Raw genomic sequence first — 20,759 nt, 5'->3', positions numbered from 1 at the left:
GCACAGACGACCGCAACCCCGTCACCGCAGGCACTCCCGGACGAGGCGCGAGCACCGGGCACGCTGGCACAGACCACACCCCCGCAAGCCTCCCCGAACCAAGCGCCGGGTGTGCCAGGACAGACCACCACACCACAGGCGCCCCCGGCCCAAGCACAAGCACCGGGTACGCAGGCGCAGAGCACCACCACGCAAGCCTCCCCGAACCCAACACCAGCCTCAGGCGTTTCAGCCGCAGCGCAGACCACCCCAGTCCAGGCGCCCCCGAACCAAACGCAGGCGCCGGGTGTCGCAGCGCAGGCCGCCGCCTCGCAAGCGTCCCGGTCGCAGGCGCCGGACGCCGCCACCTCGCACCAGGTGCAAGCGCCCGGCACCCCGGCACCCTCGAACCAAGCGCAGGTGGCAGGCACCCCGGTGCCGCAGGCTTCACCGAGCCAGGCACAAGCGCCGGGCCCTCCGGCCCAGGCTGCGCCGAACCAGGTGTCGAATGCCCCGGCGGTCTTCCCGACCCAGACGCCCGCCTACCCGGGCGCTCCGGAGCAGCAGCACCCCTACGGCGTCAGCAGGCCCGGTCAGCCGAACCCGTTCCTGGCGGCCAACCTGCCCAACCCGTTCCACGACCCCGACGCCCCGAGCAAGGCCTTCCCCGCCACCCCGGTCGAGGAGCCCGAGCCGGACCAGGGCGAGGAGGGCGAGGGCAAGACGCGGTTCGGAATCCGCCAGCCCGCGCACCGCAAGCGGGAACGGGGGTTCCGGCAGTGGTTGGCCGTGGCGATCGGCAAGAAGCGCGGCAGGTCCGACACCGACGACGCCCCCGGGCAGTCGCAGGCGAACTCGACCAGCAACGCGATCCGGGCCACCCAGGTGGGCACGTTCTTCACCTCGGCGAAGCAGGCCCGCCCGCAGGTGGGCGAGCAACCGGTGACGCGGCCCAGTTGGGCGCTGCAACCGGGTGGGCAGCCGGTGCCGGTGGTGCAGCTCGGGGATTCGCACCAGTTGGCCGAGGAGGCACTGCTCGCGGAGCCGGTGTCGAACGGGGAACCGCCCTCGGGCCTGGCACCCCCGGTCGGGGTGCCGCCGCTGTCGGGCAGGAAGTCCCTGCCACCGGGGAAGTCGCCTGCGGAGGGAAAGTCACCGTCGAGCGGGAACCCGCCGCCGGGCAGGAAGACGTCAGCAAGCGGAAAGTCACCATCGGCTGGGAAGTCAGCGGCGGGCGGAACACCGTCGGGTGGGAAGTCGGCAACGGGCGGGAAGTCAGCGGCGCGCGGAAAGCCGGTGGCAGAGGGGGTGCCGGTGGCGGAGGGGAAACCGCCGCTGGTGTTGAAGGCCGGGAAGCAGGCGCCGTTGCCGGTGCGGCAGCGGGCGACGATCCCGTTGGCGTTGCCGCCCGCGCAGAAGAAGCAGTCGAAGCCCGCTCCGCCGGTCGAACCGGAGCCGGTTGAACCAGAGGAAGCCGGGCCCGCGCGGCCGTGGCACCCGTGGCGACCGGGTGGGGTGCGCATCGCGTTCCCCACGTCGACCGGTGACGTGCTGGGTGGGGACGGTGAGCAGGCGGGGGCGGAGCCGGAGGACCAGCAGCCCGAGAAGCAGCAACCGGAGAAGCAAGCGCCGCCCGCCGCACGGCCCGCGCGGGCGAGCGACCGGCGCAACCGGCCGTGGCACCCCCGGCAGGGGGAGCTGGTCCGCGACACCACGGACCGGCCCGCCCGCACCAAGGGCAAGGGCAAAGGCACCACCCCGCCGTCCGATGCCGAGCAGAGCACCAAGCCGGGCGGCCGTGCCAAGACCGCGCGCTCGACCCCGACCGACCAGCCCCAGCCCGAGGCGGACCAGTCGCCGACGCAGGTCCTGCGCCCCGTGCGGCTGTCCCGGTCCGACAAGGACAAGGCCGCCGACGCGCCCGAGGGCACCCGGAACCTCGATCGGGCGCGGAAGGCGGGCACAGAGGAGCCGTCCGCCCCGGTCCAGGAGACCGAGACCTCCAAGCGGGAAAAGCCGACGCCGCCGGTCCGGGGCACCCACCGGCGGACCAAGGCACCCAAGCGGAACGCGGACGGACCGACCGCAGGACCCGAGCGGCACAACGGGCACAACACCGACGGCCCCACCCCGCGCCACCTGTCCGCCAACGGTTCAGCACCGATCACCGGCCCCGAGCACGCGCCCGCCGCGAACGGACACGCACCGGACGCCGAGTTCCCGACGGTGCGTGGGGAAGCACTCACAACGTTCCGGAATGGCTTCCAAGCCGAGCCCCGCCGCACCCCCGTGGAGGACACCCCGGCACCCGAACAGACACCGGAGCCCACGAACCGAGAACCGGACGAGGCACCGCCCGCCGCCCCGGAGCAGGAACCCACACCGGACTCCACGACCGGGAGCCCCGCACCCACACCAGGCCCAGCGAACGACCAGGCCCCGGCGAACGACGAGCCGGAGCACGCGGGGAACCCGGCAACCAGCGAGTCCGACCCCACGGACGACCTGGTGACCGACGAGCCCACCCCGGCCCCGCAGTCCGATCGGAGCGATGCCGACCTGGCACCGGAGTCCGGCGGTGGCGAACCCAGCGCGGCTCCGGAGGCTGCCCGGAGCGAACTCGGCCTGGAACCGGGGTCCGCAGGCAACGAACCCGACCCGGCACCGGAAACCGGTGACGATGGATCTGGCCCGGCACCGCAACCCAGCCGCAGCAACCCCGGCCCGGCACCGAAATCCAGTGGGAACGAACCCGACCCGGCACCGCAACCCAGCCGCGCCAACCCCAGCCCGACACCGAAATCCGGTGGGAACGAACCCGACCCGGCACCGCAACCCGGCCGTGGCAACCCCGACCCGGCACCGGAAACCGGTGACGATGGATCTGGCGCAGCTCCGCAACCCAGCCACAGCAGCCCCACACCGGAATCGGGTGACAACAGGTCCGGCGCGGCGGCACAGCCCAGCCGCGGCGAACCCAGCCCGGCACCGGAGTCAGGCGGGAGCGAACCCGAACCTGCGCCGGAGTTCCCGATGGACCCCTCCGAGCAGGCGGCGGCCGGCGGTGAGGAGTCCGGGGCGGACCGGGTCGAGCACGTCGTCAGCGGGCCCGCGGTCCGGGTGGGCAGTTCGCTGGAGATCGTGGCGCTGGGGTTGCCGGTGGCCGGGTACCTGCCGCTGTGGCACCACGACGGCCGGGTGAGCCACTGGCGGTTGGACAACCCCGGGCGGGTGCTGTCGCGGTTGGGGCGGGGCACCGTGTCCCGGACCGAGATCGACAAGCGGCGGTTCCGGGAGGTGGCGGCGGTCGACCTGGCGAGTCGGACGATGCTGCTGATGGACCGGTACCGCAACTCCGACGGCGGGATCATCGGGGAGAGCGTCGAACTGCGGGAGGCCACCGAGGAGCAGGCGTTCGCGGCGGCCACCCCGACGGCGCGGGCGGAGTTGTACTCGTGGCTCGGGGAGACCGTGCGCGCCGCCGCCGAGCGGGGCGAGTACCTCGCGGTGGAGACCGGCGGTTGGGACGTGCCGCTGCGCCCGTGCGTGCTGATCATGGTGCGGCCGGGCCCGGAAGGCGAGTCGTTCTCCGTGGTCGAGGCATCCCCGGTGCCCGAGGGCGCGCCGATCTGGGTGGACCGGCAGCCGGTGGCCACCAAGGGGCAGGTGCTCGCCTCCCCGGTCACCGACGTGGCGCTGCGCGCGGCCGGGCCGCTGACCGGGTTCGCCATCGACGCGTGGGGCAGGCACCCGTTCGAATTGGGCCTGTCCTTCGGTCCGAACCCGACACTGGCGGCGGAACCGACCGGGTAGGGTCGGCCGGGCACGTGGGGGGACGATCCGGGGGGACGGGGATGAACGCGCCGGACGAGGTCGACCTGCCCCGGCTGACCAAGCGGGTCGGTCGGGCACTGGTCCGCGCGGCCGGGGACAGCTGGACGCTGATCCGGGCCGAGTACCGGGCGGCGGGCAGGCACGTCGAGGTGGACGTGCTGATCGCCGGGCCGGACGGCAGGCCGCTGGCGATCCGCCCACCGCTCGAGGTGGTCGAGGGCTTGGGCCGCATCCGCGAGGCCATGTACGAGCCGGGCCGGGGCACCTGGCTGCGCGCGGTCTACGAGATCGAACCACCCGGCGCCTTCACCTGCGACTTCGAACCCGACGTCGAACCGGTCTGGCGCCGAGTGCCACCGCAGATCGGCTTCCAGGACGAACTCCGCGCCCACCCCCGCACCGACGCCCACCTCCCCGACTGGCTGCGCGCCCGCGCGGGCCTCCCGCCCGCCCCTCCCCCGCCACCGCCCACCCCACCCACTCAGCAGCCCCTGGCTTCGACGGCTCCCGGCAGGCCCGGCGCCGCAGACCCGAACGCCGCCCCCCACCCTCCGGGTGCCGCCCAGGAGCACCCCGGTGCCCCGGAGGGCTCCGCACCGAGCAGCACCGGCACTCCCCCGGTACCGCACCCGGCCACCACGGGACCGCAGGTCCCCAGCGGCCACACCGGCCAGAACCCGGCACCACACCACCCCGGCACCCCGGCACCGAGCACCGGGACCGGAGGACACCAGCCGCCCGCCCCGGGCGACACCGGCCCGGAGCACGCGGGCGACCGGAGCACCACAGCCCAGGACCCCGCACCCCGGCGCTCCGGCAGGCACGCGCACCCGGACGGCTCGTCCCCGGAAGACGACTCCAGCCGGACCGCAGGCCCCCGCCACGCGGGCGGCCAGGCCACCGGACCGCAACACCACACCAGCCCACACCACCCTGGTCTCCCACCACACCGGACGCCCGACCCCACCGAGACCGGCCCACGACCGGGAAGCGGCCCCGCGCCCCAGTACCCGGGTGCCCACCGCCCCGGCCCGAACACACCGCCCCGACAGCAGCCCGGCGCACCCGCTCCCGACCGGCCTGGCAGCCCCACCCACCAGCCAGGCACCACACCGGGCAACGCCCACCGGCAACCAGGCGCGAGCAGCCACCCCCGGTCGGAAAACCCCCCGCAGCACCAGCCCGGCACCGCAGACCACAACCCGCAGGCAGGCTCTGCCCGACACCACTCCAGCACCACAGGGCAGAACCACCCCCACACCCCACCGGGTGGCCCAGCCCAAACCCACCCCGGCCCCGTGGGCGACACCCCGGCGGGCGGCCCAGGCCCGCACCACCCCGGCAACCCCAACCACACCCCGGCGAGCGGCCCGGCACAGCACCAACCCGGTGCCACCGGTCAGGGCCTGCGCCCGCCCGGTCCGCGTCACGCCGCACCGCCGCAGCGGCCTGCCCCTGGCCGGGGCGGGAACCCCCCGCCCCGGCCGCAGGGCCCGCAGCGCTGACCGCCAGGCCCGCCGTGCCTCAGTTCTCCAGCAGTGCCACGCACTCAACGTGGTGCGTCATCGGGAACGTGTCGAACGCGCGCAGGTCCGCCAGCCGGTAGCCGCGATCGGCGAACAGGGCGATGTCGCGGGCCAGGGCCGCCGGGTCGCAGGCCACGTAGACCACCCGGGCCGGTGCGCGGTCGGCGATCGCCGTCACAACGTCCTTCCCGGCGCCCTTGCGCGGTGGGTCCAGGACGACCACGTGCGGGTCCGGCAGTTCGGGGTCGGTGATGACGTGCTCGACCTTGCCCGCGAAGACCCGCACCGACGGCAGGTCGGCGAGGTTGTCCGCCGCGTCCTCCGCCGCCTGGCGGCCGGATTCGACCGCGATGACCGTCCCTTCCGGACCGACCTGCCCGGCGAGGACGGAGGCGAACAGACCGACCCCGGCGTAGAGGTCCCACGCGACCTGTCCCGGTCGGGCGTCGGACCACAGCGCCACGGCCTCGGCGAGGACGTCGGCGGCGTCCGGGTGGACCTGCCAGAAGCCCTGGGCGTCGAGTTCCCACTCGCGGCGGGCGGCCTGTTCCACCGCGACCGCCGAGCCGAGCACGCGCTGCGACCGCAGCACCGGTTTCCCGCTGCGCCGCCTGCCCTTGTCCGGGACCAGTTCGCTGGCGTGGGTGCGCCCGGTGGCGTCGACCGACACGTCGAGTTCGGCGCCGGGTGTCCACTCGCGACCGACGAGGACGTCGACGGTGCCGGGGGCGGCGATGACGCAGTCGGCGACCGGGACGATCCGGGAGCTGCGGTGGGCGTGGAAGCCCAGGTGCCCGGTGCGGTCGACGGCGAGGCGGACGCGGGTGCGCCAGTGGGCGAGCCCGCCCGCCAGTTCCTCCACCTCGACCTCGCGGTCCACCCCGGCGAGCCGGTGCAACTGCTCGGCGACCACGACCGCCTTGAGCCTGCGCTGTTCGACCGCCGAGGCGTGCTGCCAGTCGCAGCCGCCGCAGCCGCCGGGGACGGCGACCGGGCACGGGGGCTCGACCCGTTCCGGGGATGCCTCCAGGACCTCCACCGCGTCGCCCCGGCAGAAGGAGCCGCCCCGGTCCTCGGTGATGGCGACGACCACGCGTTCACCGGGGAGGGCGTGGCGGACGAAGACCACCCGCCCCTCGGCGCGGGCCACGCAGTGCCCGCCGTGGGCGACGGCGCCCACCTCGACCTCGAATCGGCGTCCGGTCCAGTCGGTCATTTGCCGGGCTCCTTGTCCGTTGCGGTGAACCCGCGCCGCACCGCACCCGGCACCAGCACGTCGTGGTCGGCGACCTTCTCCGAGGATTCCAACTGCCACGGCACGCTGGTCACCATCACCCCCGGCTGGAACAGCAGCCTGCTCTTGAGCCGCAGCGCGCTCTGGTTGTGCAGCACCTGCTCCCACCAGCGGCCGACCACGTACTCGGGGATGAACACGGTGACCACGTCGCGCGGGTTGTCGGTGCGGATGCGCTTCACGTAGTCCAGCACCGGCTTGGTGATCTCCCGGTAGGGGGACTCGACGACCTTCAGCGGCACCGGGAAGTTCTCCTTCTCCCAGTCCGAGACCAGTCGTTTGGTGTCCACGTCGTCGACGTTGACGGTGATCGCCTCCAGGACGTCCGGGCGGGTCGCGCGGGCGTAGGCCAGCGCGCGGCGGGTGGGCAGGTGCAGCTTGGAGACCAGGACGATGGAGTGGATGCGCGAGGGCAGCACGAAGACGCGCTCGCCCTCGGCGGTGGCCAGCTCGTCGGCGACCCGGTCGTAGTGGCGGCGGATGCCGGTCATCAGCACGTAGATCGCGATCATGGCGACGATGGCGATCCAGGCGCCGAGCAGGAACTTGGTGATCAGCACGACCACCAGCACCGAGCCGGTCATCAGCAGCCCGAAGGTGTTGATGAGCTGCGAGCGGCGCATCCGGCGGCGCGCGGCCGGGTCGGTCTCGGTGGCCAGGTGGCGGTTCCAGTGCCGGATCATGCCGGTCTGGCTCATGGTGAAGGACACGAACACGCCGACGATGTAGAGCTGGATGAGCTTGGTGACCTCGGCGTCGAACGCGATGACGAGCACGATCGCGAAGCCCGCCAGGCCGACGATGCCGTTGGAGAACGCCAGCCGGTCGCCCCGGGTGTGCAGTTGCCGGGGCAGGTAGCGGTCCTGGGCGAGGATCGAGCCGAGCACCGGGAAGCCGTTGAACGCGGTGTTCGCGGCCAGCACGAGGATCAGCGCGGTGACCACGGTGATGAAGAAGAAGCCGATCGGGAAGCCGGAGAAGACCGCCTCGGCGATCTGGGCGACCATCGTCTTCTGCTCGTACCCGGGTGGGGCGCCGACGAGCTGGTGGGCGGGGTCCTCGGCGACGCGCACGTCGGTGAGCTGGGCCAGCACGATCAGGCCCATCAGCATGACCACCGCGATCGCCCCCATCAGCAGCAGCGTGGTGGCCGCGTTCTTGGACTTGGGCTTGCGGAAGGCGGGCACGCCGTTGCTGATCGCCTCGACACCGGTCAGCGCCGCGCAGCCGGAGGAGAAGGCGCGCAGGACCAGGAACACCAGCGCCAGCCCGGCCAGTTCCCCGTGCTCGGACTCGACCTGGAAGCCAGAGCTCTCGGCGGGCATGTCCTCGCCGAGGACCAGGCCGCGGAACAGGCCGAACAGGATCATCGCGATGATGCCCGCCATGAAGGCGTAGGTGGGCACGGCGAAGGCGCCGCCGGACTCCCGGATGCCGCGCAGGTTGATCGCGGTGAGCACCACGATGGCGATGACGGCGAACTCCACCTTGTGGTCGGCCACGAACGGGATCGCCGAACCGATGTTGGCCATCGCCGAGGCGATCGACACCGCCACGGTCAGCACGTAGTCGACCAGCAGCGCGCTGGCCACGGTCAGCCCGGCCCGCTTGCCGAGGTTCACCGTGGCGACCTCGTAGTCGCCGCCGCCGGAGGGGTAGGCGCGGACGTTCTGCCGGTAGCTGGCCACCACCGTCAGCATGACGACGACCACCACGACCCCCACCCAGGGCGCCATGGTGTAGGCGGACAGGCCCGCCACGGACAGGACCAGGAAGATCTCTTCCGGGGCGTAGGCCACCGACGACATGGCGTCGGAGGCGAAGACCGGCAGGGCGATGCGCTTGGGCAGCAGCGTGTGGGCCAACCGGTCGCTGCGAAACGGCCTGCCGACCACCAGACGTTTCGCCGCCGTGGAGAACTTGGACACGGGGTCACAGCGTAGGCGGTCCCGTCACCGTTTCGGACCAGCCACCGGTAGGTTCGTCGCAGTCACCCGCGACGGTGTCCGTTTCCAGATTTTCCGACAGGAGGATGGTCGTGCACGTGGTGATCATGGGCTGCGGCCGGGTGGGGGCCTCGATGGCCGCCGCCCTGGAGCGGCTGGACCACACCGTGGCCGTCATCGACAAGGACGCGCAGGCCTTCCGCAGGCTGGGGTCCGACTTCCACGGCCAGCAGGTGGTGGGGCCCGGGTTCGACCGGCAGGTGCTGATCGAGGCCGGGGTCGAGCGGGCGGGCGCCTTCGCGGCGGTCTCCAGCGGCGACAACTCCAACATCATCTCCGCCCGGGTGGCCCGCGAGACCTTCGGCGTCGAGCACGTCGTGGCCCGCATCTACGACCCCAAGCGCGCCGAGGTGTACGAGCGGCTGGGCATCCCCACGGTCGCGACCGTGCCGTGGACCACCGACCGGCTGCTGCGCACCCTGCTGCCCGACGGCGTCGGCTCGGCCTGGCGGGACCCCACGGGCAAGGTCGCCCTGCTCCAGGTGCCCCTCGACGAGGGCTGGGTCGGGCACACCGTGCGCGAGTTCCAGCAGACCACCGGAGCCAGGGTGGCGTTCATCATGCGCTTCGGCACCGCCGTGCTGCCGCAGACCAAGACCGTCATCCAGGCCGACGACCAGGTGTACGTCGCCACGCTGTCCGGCACGATCAGCGACGTGACCGCCGCGGCGGCGCAGGCACCGGAGGAGGGGCACTGATGCGGGTCGCCATCGCCGGGGCCGGGGCCGTGGGCCGGTCCATCGCCGCCGAGCTGATCGCGGGCGAGCACCAGGTCATGCTGATCGAGCGCGAGGCCAAGCAGTTCGAGCCGCACACCGTCGAGCAGGCCGAGTGGGTCCTCGCCGACGCCTGCGAGCTGGCCTCGCTGGAGGACGCGGGCCTGCAGCTGTGCGACTGCGTCATCGCCGCCACCGGCGACGACAAGGTCAACCTGGTGGTGTCGCTGCTGGCCAAGACGGTGTTCGCCGTGCGCCGGGTGGTGGCCAGGGTCAACCACCCGGCCAACGAGTGGCTGTTCAACTCGGCCTGGGGCGTGGACGTGGCGGTGTCGACCCCGCGCGTGCTGGCCGCGATGGTCGAGGAGGCGGTGAGCGTCGGCGGGCTGGTGCAGCTCCTGACCCTGCGCCAGGGCCAGGCGAACCTGGTGGAGATGACCCTGCCCGCGGACACGCGGTGGGCCGGGCGCCCGGTCCGCGACGTGAAGCTCCCCCGCGACGCCGCCCTGGTCACCATCCTGCGCGGCGGCCGGGTGATCGTGCCGCAGCCGGACGACCCGCTGGAGCCCGGGGACGAGCTGCTGTTCGTCGCCTCGGCCGACGTCGAGGGCGAGATCCGCAGGGCGTTCAGCCACTGAGGCGGCCACGGTGCCTGCCGGTGGCGCGTGGCCCCTGAGCGAGACTCCGGACGAGGTGGCAGCACGACCACGTGCGGGCGCGGGGGAGGCGACCACGCCGAACGCGGTCATCCGGGCGAGCTGGGCGTTCCTGACGAGAACCGCATCGTCAGGTCGATGCCCGCGGGGTCCTCACCGGCCATGACGGCGATGAGGTCCACCGCCATTTCCCGCGCCTCGGCGGCGGTGCGCCCCTGGGTGCGTCCCACGGCAGGCACATCGACGACCCAGAAGCGACCCTCTCGGGCCACTGTCGCGGTGTAGCTCATCTCAGTCGACCTTCCTCGACGAATCCGGCCCCCCGGATGCTTCCAGGGGGCCGGACATCGGGATCGGGTGACCCCGCGAAAGCGTGCGGGGTTGCCCCGACGCAAAGTCGACCGGGGTCAGGCGGTGGTGCGGAGCTTGGCGATGCGGGCCGGGGTGGGCCAGCGGACGTCCCAGGCCCAGCCGAGCTTCTCGAAGAACCAGATCAGCCGCGCCGAGATGTCCAGTTGGCCGCGCAGCACGCCGTGCCGGGCCGAGGTGGGGTCGGCGTGGTGGGAGTTGTGCCAGGACTCGCCGAAGCTGATCAGGGCCATCGGCCAGAAGTTGGCGGCGCGGTCGCGGGATCTGAACGGGCGCTCGCCGATCATGTGGCAGATGGAGTTGACCGACCAGGTGGTGTGGTGCAGCAGGGCGACGCGGATGATGCCCGCCCAGAAGAAGGCCGTGAGCGCGCCCTGCCAGGACCAGGTGACCAGGCCGCCGATCGCGGCGGGCAGCAGCAGGCTGACGACGGTGAGCACCGGGAACAGTCGGTCGACGCGGCGCAGGTCGGCGTCGGCGAGCAGGTCGGGGGCGAAGCGCTCGGCGTTGGTGCGGTCGCGGTCGAACAGCCAGCCCATGTGCGAGTGCCAGAAGCCCTTGGCGACGGCGATCGGGCCGGTGCCGAACAGCCACGGGGAGTGCGGGTCGCCCTCCTTGTCGGAGAAGGCGTGGTGGCGGCGGTGGTCGGCGACCCACTCGGTGACCGAGCCCTGCAGGGACATGCCGCCCGCGACGGCCAGCACGACCTTGAGCCAGCGGGTGGCCTTGAACGCGCCGTGGGTGAAGAAGCGGTGGTAGCCGACCGTCACGCCCAGGCCGGTGAAGACGAAGAACACCGCCCCGATGACCACGTCGGACCAGCCCAGGCCCCAGCCCCAGGCGAACGGGACGGCGGCGGCGACGGCCAGCAGCGGGGTGGTGACGAACAGGACGACGCCGACCTGCTCAGCACCGCCGCGGCGGCGGCCGAGGATGGGCTTCGCGCCGCGCTGCGGCGCTTCGAGGGTTGCTGTCACTGGCGGGGCTCCTCGCTCGACGAGCGTCTTCCCCCAAGACGACGTACCTACGGTTACGTAACCGTAGGCTACGGGAGGTTCCTGAGGTGCGCATGAGAAAAGGCCCCTGCCGCACGGGCAGGGGCCTTCGCCCACGGGTCAGTGCGGGTCACGCCGGGTCGGCGTACTTCTCCCGCAACCGCGCCTCGACGGCGGCGTCGCTGTCGTCGCCGTCGACCTCGAGTTCCTTGTGCCGCACCTGCGCGCGGCGCACGGCCCACACCGTGACGCCCAGGGCCACCGCGAACAGCGGGTAGCCCATGGCCAGGCGGGCGAAGGCCAGCCAGCCGGTGGCGTCCTCGTCGTAGAGCCACTTCTGCACGACGTAGCGCGCCGCGAACACGGCCACGAAGGTCAGCGTGGCGATGTCGTAGGCGGTGCGGGACTTCTTGTCCTGGCGCCAGCCCTGCCCGTGCCCGTTCAGGGTCGACCAGATCACCCCGACCAGCGGCCAGCGGACCAGCACCGAGGCCAGGAACACCCCGCCGTAGGCCAGGCTGGTCCAGATGCCGAACAGGAAGAAGCCCTTGGCCGAGCCGGTGCGGTAGGCGATGAACGCCGCGATGGCCACGCCGAAGAAGCCGGAGATGGCCGGTTGCAGCGGCTCCTTGCGCGCGATCCGGGCCACGGTGATCGCCACCGCCACCCCGATCGCGCTCCAGATGCCGACGGTCAGGCCGAAGAAGGCGTTGGCGAGGACGAACACCACGACCGGCACCGAGGAGTAGAGCAGGCCGCTGACGCCGCCCATCTGCTCCAGCAGCGTCGGTGGGCGCTCCTCCTCCGCCGCGGTGTTCTCCTCCGCGGGGTCGTCGCTCTTGGGGTTGTCGTCCGCGGTGTTGACCTCGGGGGCCGGTTGCGTCATGTCACCGGTTTCGTGTTCGTCAGGGAGCCGTCTGCAGCTCGTAGTACGGGTTGTAGAGCACCTTGCGGCCGTCGCGCACCGCGAGCCTGCCCTTGGCCTTGACGGTGCGGCCGGGCTCGATGCCCGCGATCCGGCGCCGTCCCAGCCAGACTAATGTCACACCCTCGGTCCCGTCGAACAGCTCCGCCTCCAGCGTGGCGGCCGCGTCCCTCGGGCACATCTCCACGCTGCGGAGCCTGCCGTAGACGGTCACCTCTTCACCGGAGCTGCAGTCGCACGCGCGCCGGGCACCCTGGGCCTCGGCGTTGACGGACAGGTCGGCCGCGTCGAGCTGCTCCACGTCCGTGGTCAGCTTCTTGACGAGACGGTGCCAGTACCCGTCCCCCCTGGTGGTGGTGCCCATGTGCTCGCTCCCGGTGGTGGGGATCGGCCCCGACACCGATCCATGCACAATCAGCGTAACCGTGCTAAGGCCCTCTGAGGACAAGGATCGGAACTTGAGTGTCACCCAGCCGCCCGACGCCGGTCACACGGCTGTGCTGCTGCCCGGCACGGGGTCCGACGACCACTTCGTCCGGGAGGTGTTCACCGAGGCCCTGGCGGCCGTCGGGGTGCGGTTGCTGGCCCCCGCCCCGGTGCCGGGTCCGGACCTGGTCGAGGCCCACCTGGCGGCCCTGGACGAGGCCGCGCGCCGGGGCCCGGTGATCGTCGGTGGGATCTCCCTGGGCGCCCACGTGGCGGCCGAGTGGGCGGTGGACAACCTGGACCGGTGCGCGGGGCTGCTGCTGGCCCTGCCGGGCTGGACGGGCGCGGCGGAGGGCGCTCCGGGGGCCATCACTGCCGCCCACGGCGCGGCGGACGTCCGGGCCCGCGGGACGGAGGCCGCGCTGCGGTCGGCGGTGGCGGGGGTCGACGCGTGGTTGGCCGACGAGCTGACCCGCGCCTGGACCGGCCACGGCGACGGCCTGGCCGACTCCCTGGCCGCCGCGGCCTGCCGCGCCGCCCCGACCGAGGCGCAACTGGCGACCCTCGACGTCCCCGCCGGGGTGGCGACCTGCCTGGACGACCCGGTGCACCCCACCGACGTGGCGCGGGTGTGGGCGCGGGCGCTGCCCAACGCCGCGCTGTGCACGACCCGCCTGGAGGTCGTGGGGGTGGACCGCGCGGCGCTCGGCCGGGCCGCGGTCCTGGGCCTGCTGCGGGCCCGGGCGGCCTGAACCCACCCGGGACCGCGCGGCCTCAGCCCTGCTCGCCCTGCTGGGCGGCGGCGATGTGCTCGACGATCGCCTGCGGCAGGTCGATCTGCAGCGGGGTGCGCACCGGCATCGGCTGCGTGCCGCGCACGACCACGGTGTTGCGGACCAGCTCGCGCAGCGCGCTCGCGCTGTGCTCGGTCAGCTCCTGGGGACCGGCGACGACACCGCGCAGCATCCACCGGGGGCCGTCGACGCCGACGAAGCGCAGTTGCACCTCACCCGCCGTCGCGGCCAGCTCCTGGCCCCAGTCGCCGACCAGGCTGCGGACCTTGGCGCCGTCGGCGCGCAGTTGCTCCGCCAGCTCGCCGCAGACCTCCTTCCACAGGCCGCCGGACTTGGGGGCGGCGTAGGCGTTGAGGGTCAGTTGGCCGAGCTGGGTGAGGATGTGCACCGCGCGCACCGGCCCCGCCGGGTCCATCTCGACCTGCAGTTGGGCGCCCTCGGGCACCGGGATGCGGACCGAGCCCAGGTCGAGCCGGGCGAACTCGTCCTCCGGGGCGTCGGCCTCGTCGTAGGGCCCGGCCGCACCGGGTCCGTCCCCGTCGAGGTCGTCCTGGTCGAAGTCGTCCCCGTCGAAGTCGTCCCCGGGGGTCTCCGCCGATCCCCGGCGCCCCCCGGCGTCGCCCTTGCGGCGTCCGAACAGTCCCACTAGTCCTCCGACCCCTTCCCTGACCCGGTGAGCACCGCGTGCCCGCCGGTCGACCCGTCCGGCAGCGCGGTGGCGACACCGGCGCCCACCGGCGCGCGCTCCCCCGGGGCGATCCGGATGGGGAGGACCTCCACGCTGGGCACGAGCGGCGAGACTACCCTGAGGTCGTGACGGACTCCTCGGGCGCCACGCGCGTCGACCCCTCCTACGCCGAGCGGCTCCACGTCACCTGGTACTGGTGGCCGCTGCCACTGCTGGCGGCGGGCATCCTCGCCGCAGAGATCCACATGGGCCACCCCGGCGTGCGGAGCTGGCTGCCGTACGCGGTGGTCGTGCCGCTGGCGGTGCTGATGCTCTGGCGGGCCGGGCGCACCCCGGTGGCGGTGCGCGACGGGAAGCTGCTGGTGGCCGACGCGAACCTGCCGCTGGAGCACGTGGGCGAGGTGCAGGTGGTCGAGGCCAAGGACAAGCGGCGGGTGCTCGGGCCGCACCTGGACCCGGCGGCGTTCGTGGTGCACCGCGGCTGGGTGGGCCCGGTCGTGCGGGTGCGGGTCACCGACCCGGCGGACCCCACGCCGTACTGGCTGTTCAGCACCCGGCACCCGGAGCGGGTGGCGGCGGCGCTGCGCTCCACCTCGCGGACATAGACCGGAGCCGGACACCCGAAGTGGGTGTCCGGCTCCGGTGACGTGCTGTTCCTGACGTCCGCAGTCGGGTTCTCGGCAGGCGCCGAGCCTGGCTCAGGCGCAGTCGCGGCAGACGAAGGTGCCGCCGTTGTCCTCCGCCAACCTGCTGCGGTGGTGGACCAGGAAGCACTTGGAGCAGGTGAACTCGTCAGCCTGCTTGGGGACGACGCGGACGGTCAGGTCCTCGCCGGAGAGCGCGGAGAGGTCGGCACCGGGGAGTTCGAAGCTCTCCGCGGTGTCGGTCTCGTCCACGTCCACGACGCCGGACTGGTTCTCGTTGCGCCGGGCCTTGAGCTCCTCGAGGGAGTCCTCAGCGAGATCGTCGGCCTCGCTGCGCCGTGGTGCGTCGTAGTCGGTCGCCATCTAATTCACCCCTGCGGTCGTTCAGGATGTGGGTCGTGCCGCTGGTCAACGATCCACGGCCCCAGTTTGTGCCCGCCCATTGCGTGACGGAGGTCTCGCCGGTGGCGGCGGAATCCCAGCCGACGGAATCGATTCGGCGTGGGGTTCTCGGTCACCGGAGCGGCCAGAGGGTAGCCCATGCCCGCCGGGACCGCGCACACCCTCACCCCCAGGGCGTGTCCGATCCGTGTCACCGACCCGTCACCGGGTGCCACGATCGGGCGCTGTGCCCGCGATGGCCTTGTCGACGGGGTGCGCCCGTGGTGCGATTCACCCGGGAGGTGACCGTGCGCCACGCCGCCGTCGCACGGGGCGATCACGGCAGGTGACGCACACCCCTTCGCCCGGGTGCGGTGAATCCGGGCGGAGCCAATAGGCTGAACTGCAACGACGATCGAGTCGGGGAGACCCGGTTCCGATGCCCGGGGGTGGGGCCATGGGGTCCGTTGGGAGGGTCCGCACGTGGCCGCCGTTGAGCTGAGCGCGGCCGGGGGCCAGGCCCCGTACCGCAAGCGCAGGCCACTGCCCGCGTTGATCTTCCTGGCCGTCCTCTGCCTGGTGGCGATGGTCGTGTGGTTCCAGGTCCTCGGCTCCGACAGCGAGGCCGACGCCGCCAACGCCTGCGCCCCGCCGCCCGCCCCGGTGCCCGCCGCCGACGGGCAGCCCGCCCCGGCGCTCGGCCAGCCCCTCCCCGACGACGCGCTCGACCGCACCACCCCGGCCGCCCCCGGGGGCAGCCTGCTGCGCGTGGTCAACGCCAGCGGCCAGCGGCGCCAGGCCGGAGCGGTCACCGAGGCCCTGCGCGAACTGGGCTTCACCCAGGTCACCGACCCGGCCAACGACACGATCTACACCAACGGGTCGCTCACCTGCCGCGCCCAGATCCGCTTCGGCCAGCAGGGGATGCCCGCCGCCCGCACCCTCAGCCTGATCGAACCCTGCGCCGAACTCGTCCGCGACGAACGCCAGGACGCCACCGTCGACCTGGCCATCGGCCAGCGCTACACGCACCTGGAACCCACCACGGCCTCCCGCCGCATCCTGGAGCAACTGAGCGACTGGGCGCAGAACGGCCCGCAGCAGGGCGGCCTGCAGAACGCCGAGGGCACCGGCCCCGCCCTGGACCCGACCCTGCTGGCCGCGATCGAGAAGACCCGCTGCTAGACCCGCCCAACGCCGCTCGCCCCACCCGGAACACCACCACCCGACTTCCGGCCACCCCCAAAACCGCCGACCCAGCCACGCCAATGCCCGGGTGGGTGGCCGACCACCCCCGAAACCGCCGGCCCGACAAGCGAATGCCCGGCTGGGTGGATGCGCTTGGCCAGCCGATCACCTGAAAACCGGCGGCCCGGCCACGGAAACGCCCGGGCGAGCGAATGCGCTCGCCCAGCCACCACCCCCGAACCTGCTGGCCCTGCGAGCAACTACCCGGCGGGTGGATGTCCTGAACGCAGGCCGACCACCCCAGGAACCGTCGGCCCGGCTACCAGCCACCCGAATGCCACTGGCGCAGCCACCAACCGGCCACCCCGAAAACCGCCGGCCTGGCGAGCGAATGCCCGGGTGGGTGGATGTGTTTGGCCGGGGGTGGCGATCATGTGACAGCCTGCCTGGGCGGTGGGGCATCTTTTCAGCCCCACCTGACGCACTGGAGCACATGATCGCCATAGGGGCCCCGGCCAAACACATCCACCCAGCCGGGCACACCCACAAAACCCCGAGCCCTGAAACCCACGGCTGACCCGCGAGCACGCAGCACGCAGCACGCCCCGCGTAGACACCCAGCCGCTACTCGTACCCGCCGATCCCGCACTCCACCAGCGCCGCCCGCAACTCCCCCGCCACGGCAGGCGCGCACGCGAACACCGCGTCCGCCCCCAGCTCAGGCGCCTCCCCCGGCAGCGACACCACCGCACCCGCCTCCTCCGCGACCAGCGCCCCCGCCGCCCAGTCCCACCGGGAGAGCCCGCGCTCGCAGTACCCGTCCACCCACCCCGCCGCGACCGCGCACAGGTCCAGCGACGCCGCCCCCGCCCGCCGGATGTCGCGCACCCGGCCCAGCAGCCGGGCGACCACCGCGGCGTGGTCGCGGCGGCGCTGCGCCGAGTAGGAGAACCCGGTGGCGATCAGCGACACGTCGAGCCCCGCGGGTTCGGAGACCCGCAGCCTGCGCCCGTCGAGCCAGGCGCCGTGCCCGCGGGCGGCGGTCCAGCGCCTGCCGCTGACCGGCTCCACGACCGCCCCGGCGACCGACACCCCGTCGACCTGTGCGGCCAGCGACACCGCGTACCAGGGGTAGCCGTAGAGGTAGTTCACCGTTCCGTCGATCGGGTCGACGACCCAGGTCAGGCCCGGTCCGGCCGCACCGCCGCCCTCCTCGCCCAGCACCGCGTCGCCCGGTCGCAGCTCGGCCAGCCGGGCCCGGACCAGGTCCTCGGCGGCCCGGTCGCCCGCGGTGACCACGTCGGTGCGGGTGCTCTTGGTGTCGACGTCGCGGATCGCCGCGGCCCGCGTCGACTCGGCCAGCGCCGCGGCGGCCACGGCCACGGTCTCGGCGATCTCGGCGAGGTCGCGTTCGGAGGTGCCCACCCGTCCATCCGACCACAGCCGGGACCGGACGGCTAATGTCACCGCTCGACGGCCACTGAATCGAATTTGAAAGGAACCGGGGATGGGTGCAGCCCGCGGCTTCGGAGTGGACATCGGCGGTTCCGGCATCAAGGGATGCGTGGTGGACCTCGACGGGGGCAAGCTCGAGGGCGAGCGGATCAGGATTCCCACCCCGACCCCGTCGACGCCGGAGGCGGTGTCGGAGGTGGTCGCCTCGATCGTGAAGGACTTCGGGTGGACCGGGCCGGTCGGGGTCACCCTGCCGTCGGTGGTCAAGCGCGGGGTGGCGCACTCGGCGGCCAACATCGACAAGAGCTGGATCGGCACCGACGCCGCCGCGCTGTTCGCGGGCCGCCTCGGCCTGCCCGCGGACCAGGTGACCGTGCTCAACGACGCGGACGCGGCGGGCATCGCCGAGGTCCGCTACGGCCAGCCGCACGACCAGACCGGTGTGGTGGTGCTGCTGACCTTCGGCACCGGCATCGGCAGCGCGCTGTTCCTCGACGGCAAGCTCATCCCGAACACCGAGTTCGGCCACCTCGAGATCGACGGCCACGACGCGGAGACGCGCGCGGCGGCCTCGGCCAAGGAGGAGGAGGACCTGTCCTGGGAGCAGTGGGCCAAGCGGGTGACCCGCTACGTCCACGGCCTGGAGAACCTGATCTGGCCGGACCTCATCATCGCGGGCGGCGGGGTGAGCAAGAAGGCCGACAAGTGGCTGCCGCTGCTCGACGTACGGACCAAGGTCGTGGCCGCCGAACTGCGCAACGACGCGGGCATCGTGGGGGCGGCGGTGGCCGCCGCGGCGGGGGCCAACCCCTGAAACCGCCCCCTGAGCGGGTGCACGAGCACATTTCGGGCTTGGCGTGTCCTCGGGACACGCCGCCCGTCGCTACAATGGAACAGGCCCGCGGCTGAGAAGCCCACCGGGCACTCCCCCGAACTCCGGCAGTGACCAGGCGTTTCCACACTCGGACGCAGCCGTGATGGACAGTTGTGAAAGGGCGTACGTGGCAGCCGCACGAACCGCAACCCGACGCTCCACCGCGTCGGCTAGCGCCGCCAAGACGACCAAGAGCGCACCGGCAGAGGGCGAAGAGCCGACGGGCGTGAACGGGACCAAGACGACGGCGCGGAAGGCCGCCGGGGCCAAGGCCCCGCGCGCGCCGAAGAAGACCGCGGCCAAGTCCGGCCCCAAGAAGGCCGGGGACGGTCCCGACGGCGAGGAGCCGGACGAGGACGCCCCCGACCTCGCCGACCTCGAAGAGGTCGAGGTCGACCCGGTCGAGGAGGCCGTGGAGGAGCCGGAGGAGAAGGACACCGGCGGCAAGGAGACCAAGGACGGCGACTTCGTCTGGGACGAGGAGGAGTCCGAGGCGCTGCGGCAGGCCCGCAAGGACGCCGAGCTCACCGCCTCCGCCGACTCGGTCCGCGCCTACCTCAAGCAGATCGGCAAGGTCGCCCTCCTCAACGCCGAGGAGGAGGTCGAACTCGCCAAGCGCATCGAGGCCGGGCTCTACGCCGCCGAGCGCGTGCGCAAGTCCGAGGACGAGAACGAGAAGCTCCAGCCGCAGATGCGCCGCGACCTCCGCTGGATCGTGCGCGACGGCGAGCGGGCCAAGAACCACCTGCTCGAGGCCAACCTGCGCCTCGTGGTGTCGCTGGCCAAGCGCTACACCGGCCGCGGCATGGCGTTCCTGGACCTGATCCAGGAGGGCAACCTCGGCCTGATCCGCGCGGTGGAGAAGTTCGACTACACCAAGGGCTACAAGTTCTCCACGTACGCCACCTGGTGGATTCGCCAGGCGATCACCCGCGCCATGGCCGACCAGGCCCGCACCATCCGCATCCCGGTGCACATGGTCGAGGTCATCAACAAGCTCGGCCGCATCCAGCGCGAACTGCTCCAGGACCTGGGCCGCGAGCCCACCCCGGAGGAGCTCGCCAAGGAGATGGACATCACCCCGGAGAAGGTGCTGGAGATCCAGCAGTACGCCCGGGAACCCATCTCCCTGGACCAGACCATCGGCGACGAGGGCGACAGCCAGCTCGGTGACTTCATCGAGGACTCCGAGGCCGTGGTCGCGGTGGACGCGGTGTCGTTCACGCTCCTGCAGGACCAGCTCCAGTCGGTCCTGGCCACCCTGTCCGAGCGCGAGGCGGGTGTCGTCCGCCTCCGCTTCGGCCTCACCGACGGCCAGCCGCGCACCCTGGACGAGATCGGCCAGGTCTACGGGGTCACCCGCGAGCGCATCCGCCAGATCGAGTCCAAGACCATGTCGAAGCTGCGCCACCCGTCGCGCTCGCAGGTCCTGCGCGACTACCTGGAGTAAACCCGGGTCGACCGGAAGAAGCCGCTCCCGATGGGGGCGGCTTCTTCGCGTGAAATGCCCCGTTCGGCCGATCAAGTCCAGGATGTGGTCGTCGGGGGCGTTCGCCCGTGGTGAACAGGATCTCAGATCATCGGGGATTCAGGTTCCGTTTGCCCGACGTAGGCCCAGCTCCAGGGCCTTTTTGGACCACGGTCGCGAGTAAAACCCGGGTTACCGGCTTTAACTCTGGAAACGGGAACACTGCCGGGGGCCCAAACGTCTGTAAGAGTAGGAAGTGCGACCACGGCGGAGTTTCCGCCTCCGTGACCGCAGCCGATGAGGGCACCGGGTCCACCCGGTGCCGGGACGGAGGGAGAACTCCCATGACGACGACTACGACGCTCACCCGCCCCGAGCTGACCGCTGCCGACCGCTGCGACCGGTGCGGCGCGGCCGCTCAGGTTCGCGCCGTACTTTCCTCCGGAGGAGAGCTCCTGTTCTGCGGCCACCACGCTCGGGCGCACGAGGACCGTTTGCGCGAGCTGGCGGCTGAGCTCCAGAAGGGCTGACAGTCGCGCCT

General features: G+C 72.7%; 20 protein-coding genes. 10 read left to right on the top strand and 10 right to left on the bottom strand.

Annotated elements, in window-relative coordinates:
- Positions 1 to 480: 480 nt before the first annotated feature.
- Both DFQ13_RS14315 and DFQ13_RS14310 read left to right on the top strand, forming a co-directional pair.
- Positions 481 to 3,792 (top strand): hypothetical protein, encoded by a 3,312-nt coding sequence (locus DFQ13_RS14315; RefSeq protein ID WP_110080190.1) that lies wholly within the window; start codon positions 481 to 483, stop codon positions 3,790 to 3,792.
- Between the two features lie 41 nt (positions 3,793 to 3,833).
- Positions 3,834 to 5,318, top strand: a complete 1,485-nt coding sequence (locus tag DFQ13_RS14310; RefSeq protein ID WP_110080189.1) for a hypothetical protein — start codon at positions 3,834 to 3,836, stop codon at positions 5,316 to 5,318.
- 19 nt (positions 5,319 to 5,337) lie between these two features.
- Here the strand turns inward: DFQ13_RS14310 and DFQ13_RS14305 are convergent, their stop codons facing one another.
- Entirely contained in the window at positions 5,338 to 6,555 is a 1,218-nt protein-coding gene (locus DFQ13_RS14305; RefSeq protein ID WP_110080188.1) for a class I SAM-dependent RNA methyltransferase, read from the bottom strand.
- Positions 6,552 to 8,561 carry an APC family permease gene (locus DFQ13_RS14300; RefSeq protein ID WP_110080187.1) on the bottom strand — a complete coding sequence of 670 codons (2,010 nt, stop codon included), beginning with the start codon at positions 8,559 to 8,561 and terminating at the stop codon, positions 6,552 to 6,554. Before DFQ13_RS14300 ends, DFQ13_RS14305 begins: the two co-directional genes overlap by 4 nt.
- 110 nt (positions 8,562 to 8,671) lie before the next feature.
- Here DFQ13_RS14300 and DFQ13_RS14295 point away from each other — a divergent pair, with 110 nt between their 5' ends.
- A complete protein-coding gene (locus tag DFQ13_RS14295) occupies positions 8,672 to 9,337 on the top strand; it encodes a potassium channel family protein (protein WP_035283045.1) in 666 nt (221 codons plus the stop codon).
- Positions 9,337 to 9,993 (top strand): potassium channel family protein, encoded by a 657-nt coding sequence (locus tag DFQ13_RS14290; RefSeq protein ID WP_035283008.1) that lies wholly within the window; start codon positions 9,337 to 9,339, stop codon positions 9,991 to 9,993. The genes DFQ13_RS14295 and DFQ13_RS14290 overlap by 1 nt, the downstream gene beginning before the upstream one ends.
- Before the next feature lie 107 nt (positions 9,994 to 10,100).
- On the opposite strand, the gene DFQ13_RS14285 is transcribed toward DFQ13_RS14290, so the two are convergent.
- The 4 genes from DFQ13_RS14285 to DFQ13_RS14270 all read right to left on the bottom strand — a co-directional run bounded on the left by DFQ13_RS14285 (position 10,101) and on the right by DFQ13_RS14270 (position 12,664).
- Positions 10,101 to 10,301 carry a hypothetical protein gene (locus DFQ13_RS14285; RefSeq protein ID WP_110080186.1) on the bottom strand — a complete coding sequence of 67 codons (201 nt, stop codon included), beginning with the start codon at positions 10,299 to 10,301 and terminating at the stop codon, positions 10,101 to 10,103.
- A 117-nt stretch (positions 10,302 to 10,418) separates the two neighbouring features.
- A complete protein-coding gene (locus DFQ13_RS14280) occupies positions 10,419 to 11,357 on the bottom strand; it encodes an acyl-CoA desaturase (RefSeq protein ID WP_110080185.1) in 939 nt (312 codons plus the stop codon).
- Positions 11,358 to 11,505: 148 nt separating this feature from the next.
- Positions 11,506 to 12,261 (bottom strand): DUF3159 domain-containing protein, encoded by a 756-nt coding sequence (locus DFQ13_RS14275; RefSeq protein WP_110080184.1) that lies wholly within the window; start codon positions 12,259 to 12,261, stop codon positions 11,506 to 11,508.
- A 19-nt stretch (positions 12,262 to 12,280) separates the two neighbouring features.
- The gene (locus DFQ13_RS14270; RefSeq protein WP_035283046.1) at positions 12,281 to 12,664 is read right to left on the bottom strand and encodes an OB-fold nucleic acid binding domain-containing protein; all 384 of its coding nucleotides are present in this window, start codon (positions 12,662 to 12,664) and stop codon (positions 12,281 to 12,283) included.
- A 94-nt stretch (positions 12,665 to 12,758) separates the two neighbouring features.
- Here DFQ13_RS14270 and DFQ13_RS14265 point away from each other — a divergent pair, with 94 nt between their 5' ends.
- Complete coding sequence (locus DFQ13_RS14265) at positions 12,759 to 13,478, top strand: alpha/beta fold hydrolase (protein ID WP_233427583.1); 720 nt, start codon at positions 12,759 to 12,761, stop codon at positions 13,476 to 13,478.
- Positions 13,479 to 13,500: 22 nt separating this feature from the next.
- Here DFQ13_RS14265 and DFQ13_RS14260 read toward each other — a convergent pair whose 3' ends face one another.
- Positions 13,501 to 14,166: a DUF3710 domain-containing protein gene (locus DFQ13_RS14260; RefSeq protein ID WP_110080183.1), complete on the bottom strand. Its 666-nt coding sequence runs from the start codon at positions 14,164 to 14,166 to the stop codon at positions 13,501 to 13,503.
- Positions 14,166 to 14,309, bottom strand: a complete 144-nt coding sequence (locus DFQ13_RS33855; RefSeq protein ID WP_161784470.1) for a hypothetical protein — start codon at positions 14,307 to 14,309, stop codon at positions 14,166 to 14,168. The genes DFQ13_RS14260 and DFQ13_RS33855 overlap by 1 nt, the downstream gene beginning before the upstream one ends.
- A gap of 24 nt (positions 14,310 to 14,333) precedes the next feature.
- Here DFQ13_RS33855 and DFQ13_RS14255 point away from each other — a divergent pair, with 24 nt between their 5' ends.
- Positions 14,334 to 14,813 (top strand): DUF3093 domain-containing protein, encoded by a 480-nt coding sequence (locus tag DFQ13_RS14255; protein ID WP_035283016.1) that lies wholly within the window; start codon positions 14,334 to 14,336, stop codon positions 14,811 to 14,813.
- Positions 14,814 to 14,906: 93 nt separating this feature from the next.
- Here DFQ13_RS14255 and DFQ13_RS14250 read toward each other — a convergent pair whose 3' ends face one another.
- A complete protein-coding gene (locus tag DFQ13_RS14250) occupies positions 14,907 to 15,215 on the bottom strand; it encodes a DUF4193 domain-containing protein (RefSeq protein WP_035283018.1) in 309 nt (102 codons plus the stop codon).
- A 501-nt stretch (positions 15,216 to 15,716) separates the two neighbouring features.
- Between DFQ13_RS14250 and cei the strand changes: the two genes are divergently transcribed.
- Positions 15,717 to 16,418 carry an envelope integrity protein Cei gene (gene cei, locus DFQ13_RS14245; RefSeq protein ID WP_052021191.1) on the top strand — a complete coding sequence of 234 codons (702 nt, stop codon included), beginning with the start codon at positions 15,717 to 15,719 and terminating at the stop codon, positions 16,416 to 16,418.
- Between the two features lie 627 nt (positions 16,419 to 17,045).
- Here the strand turns inward: cei and DFQ13_RS14240 are convergent.
- Positions 17,046 to 17,846, bottom strand: coding sequence for an inositol monophosphatase family protein (locus DFQ13_RS14240; RefSeq protein ID WP_035280035.1), 801 nt, complete (start codon positions 17,844 to 17,846; stop codon positions 17,046 to 17,048).
- 82 nt (positions 17,847 to 17,928) lie between these two features.
- On the opposite strand from DFQ13_RS14240, the gene ppgK reads away from it, so the two are divergent.
- The 3 genes from ppgK (at position 17,929) to DFQ13_RS14225 (ending at position 20,748) form a co-directional block, all read left to right on the top strand.
- Positions 17,929 to 18,690 carry a polyphosphate--glucose phosphotransferase gene (ppgK, locus tag DFQ13_RS14235; protein ID WP_035280036.1) on the top strand — a complete coding sequence of 254 codons (762 nt, stop codon included), beginning with the start codon at positions 17,929 to 17,931 and terminating at the stop codon, positions 18,688 to 18,690.
- Between the two features lie 187 nt (positions 18,691 to 18,877).
- Positions 18,878 to 20,200, top strand: a complete 1,323-nt coding sequence (locus tag DFQ13_RS14230) for an RNA polymerase sigma factor (protein WP_110080182.1) — start codon at positions 18,878 to 18,880, stop codon at positions 20,198 to 20,200.
- Positions 20,201 to 20,562: 362 nt separating this feature from the next.
- Entirely contained in the window at positions 20,563 to 20,748 is a 186-nt protein-coding gene (locus tag DFQ13_RS14225; RefSeq protein WP_035280038.1) for a DUF7455 domain-containing protein, read from the top strand.
- The last annotated feature ends 11 nt before the right edge of the window (positions 20,749 to 20,759 follow it).

The organism is Actinokineospora spheciospongiae, from assembly GCF_003182415.1.
GTDB classification, from domain to species: domain Bacteria; phylum Actinomycetota; class Actinomycetes; order Mycobacteriales; family Pseudonocardiaceae; genus Actinokineospora; species Actinokineospora spheciospongiae.
This window is presented reverse-complemented; position numbering and strand designations above follow the sequence as displayed.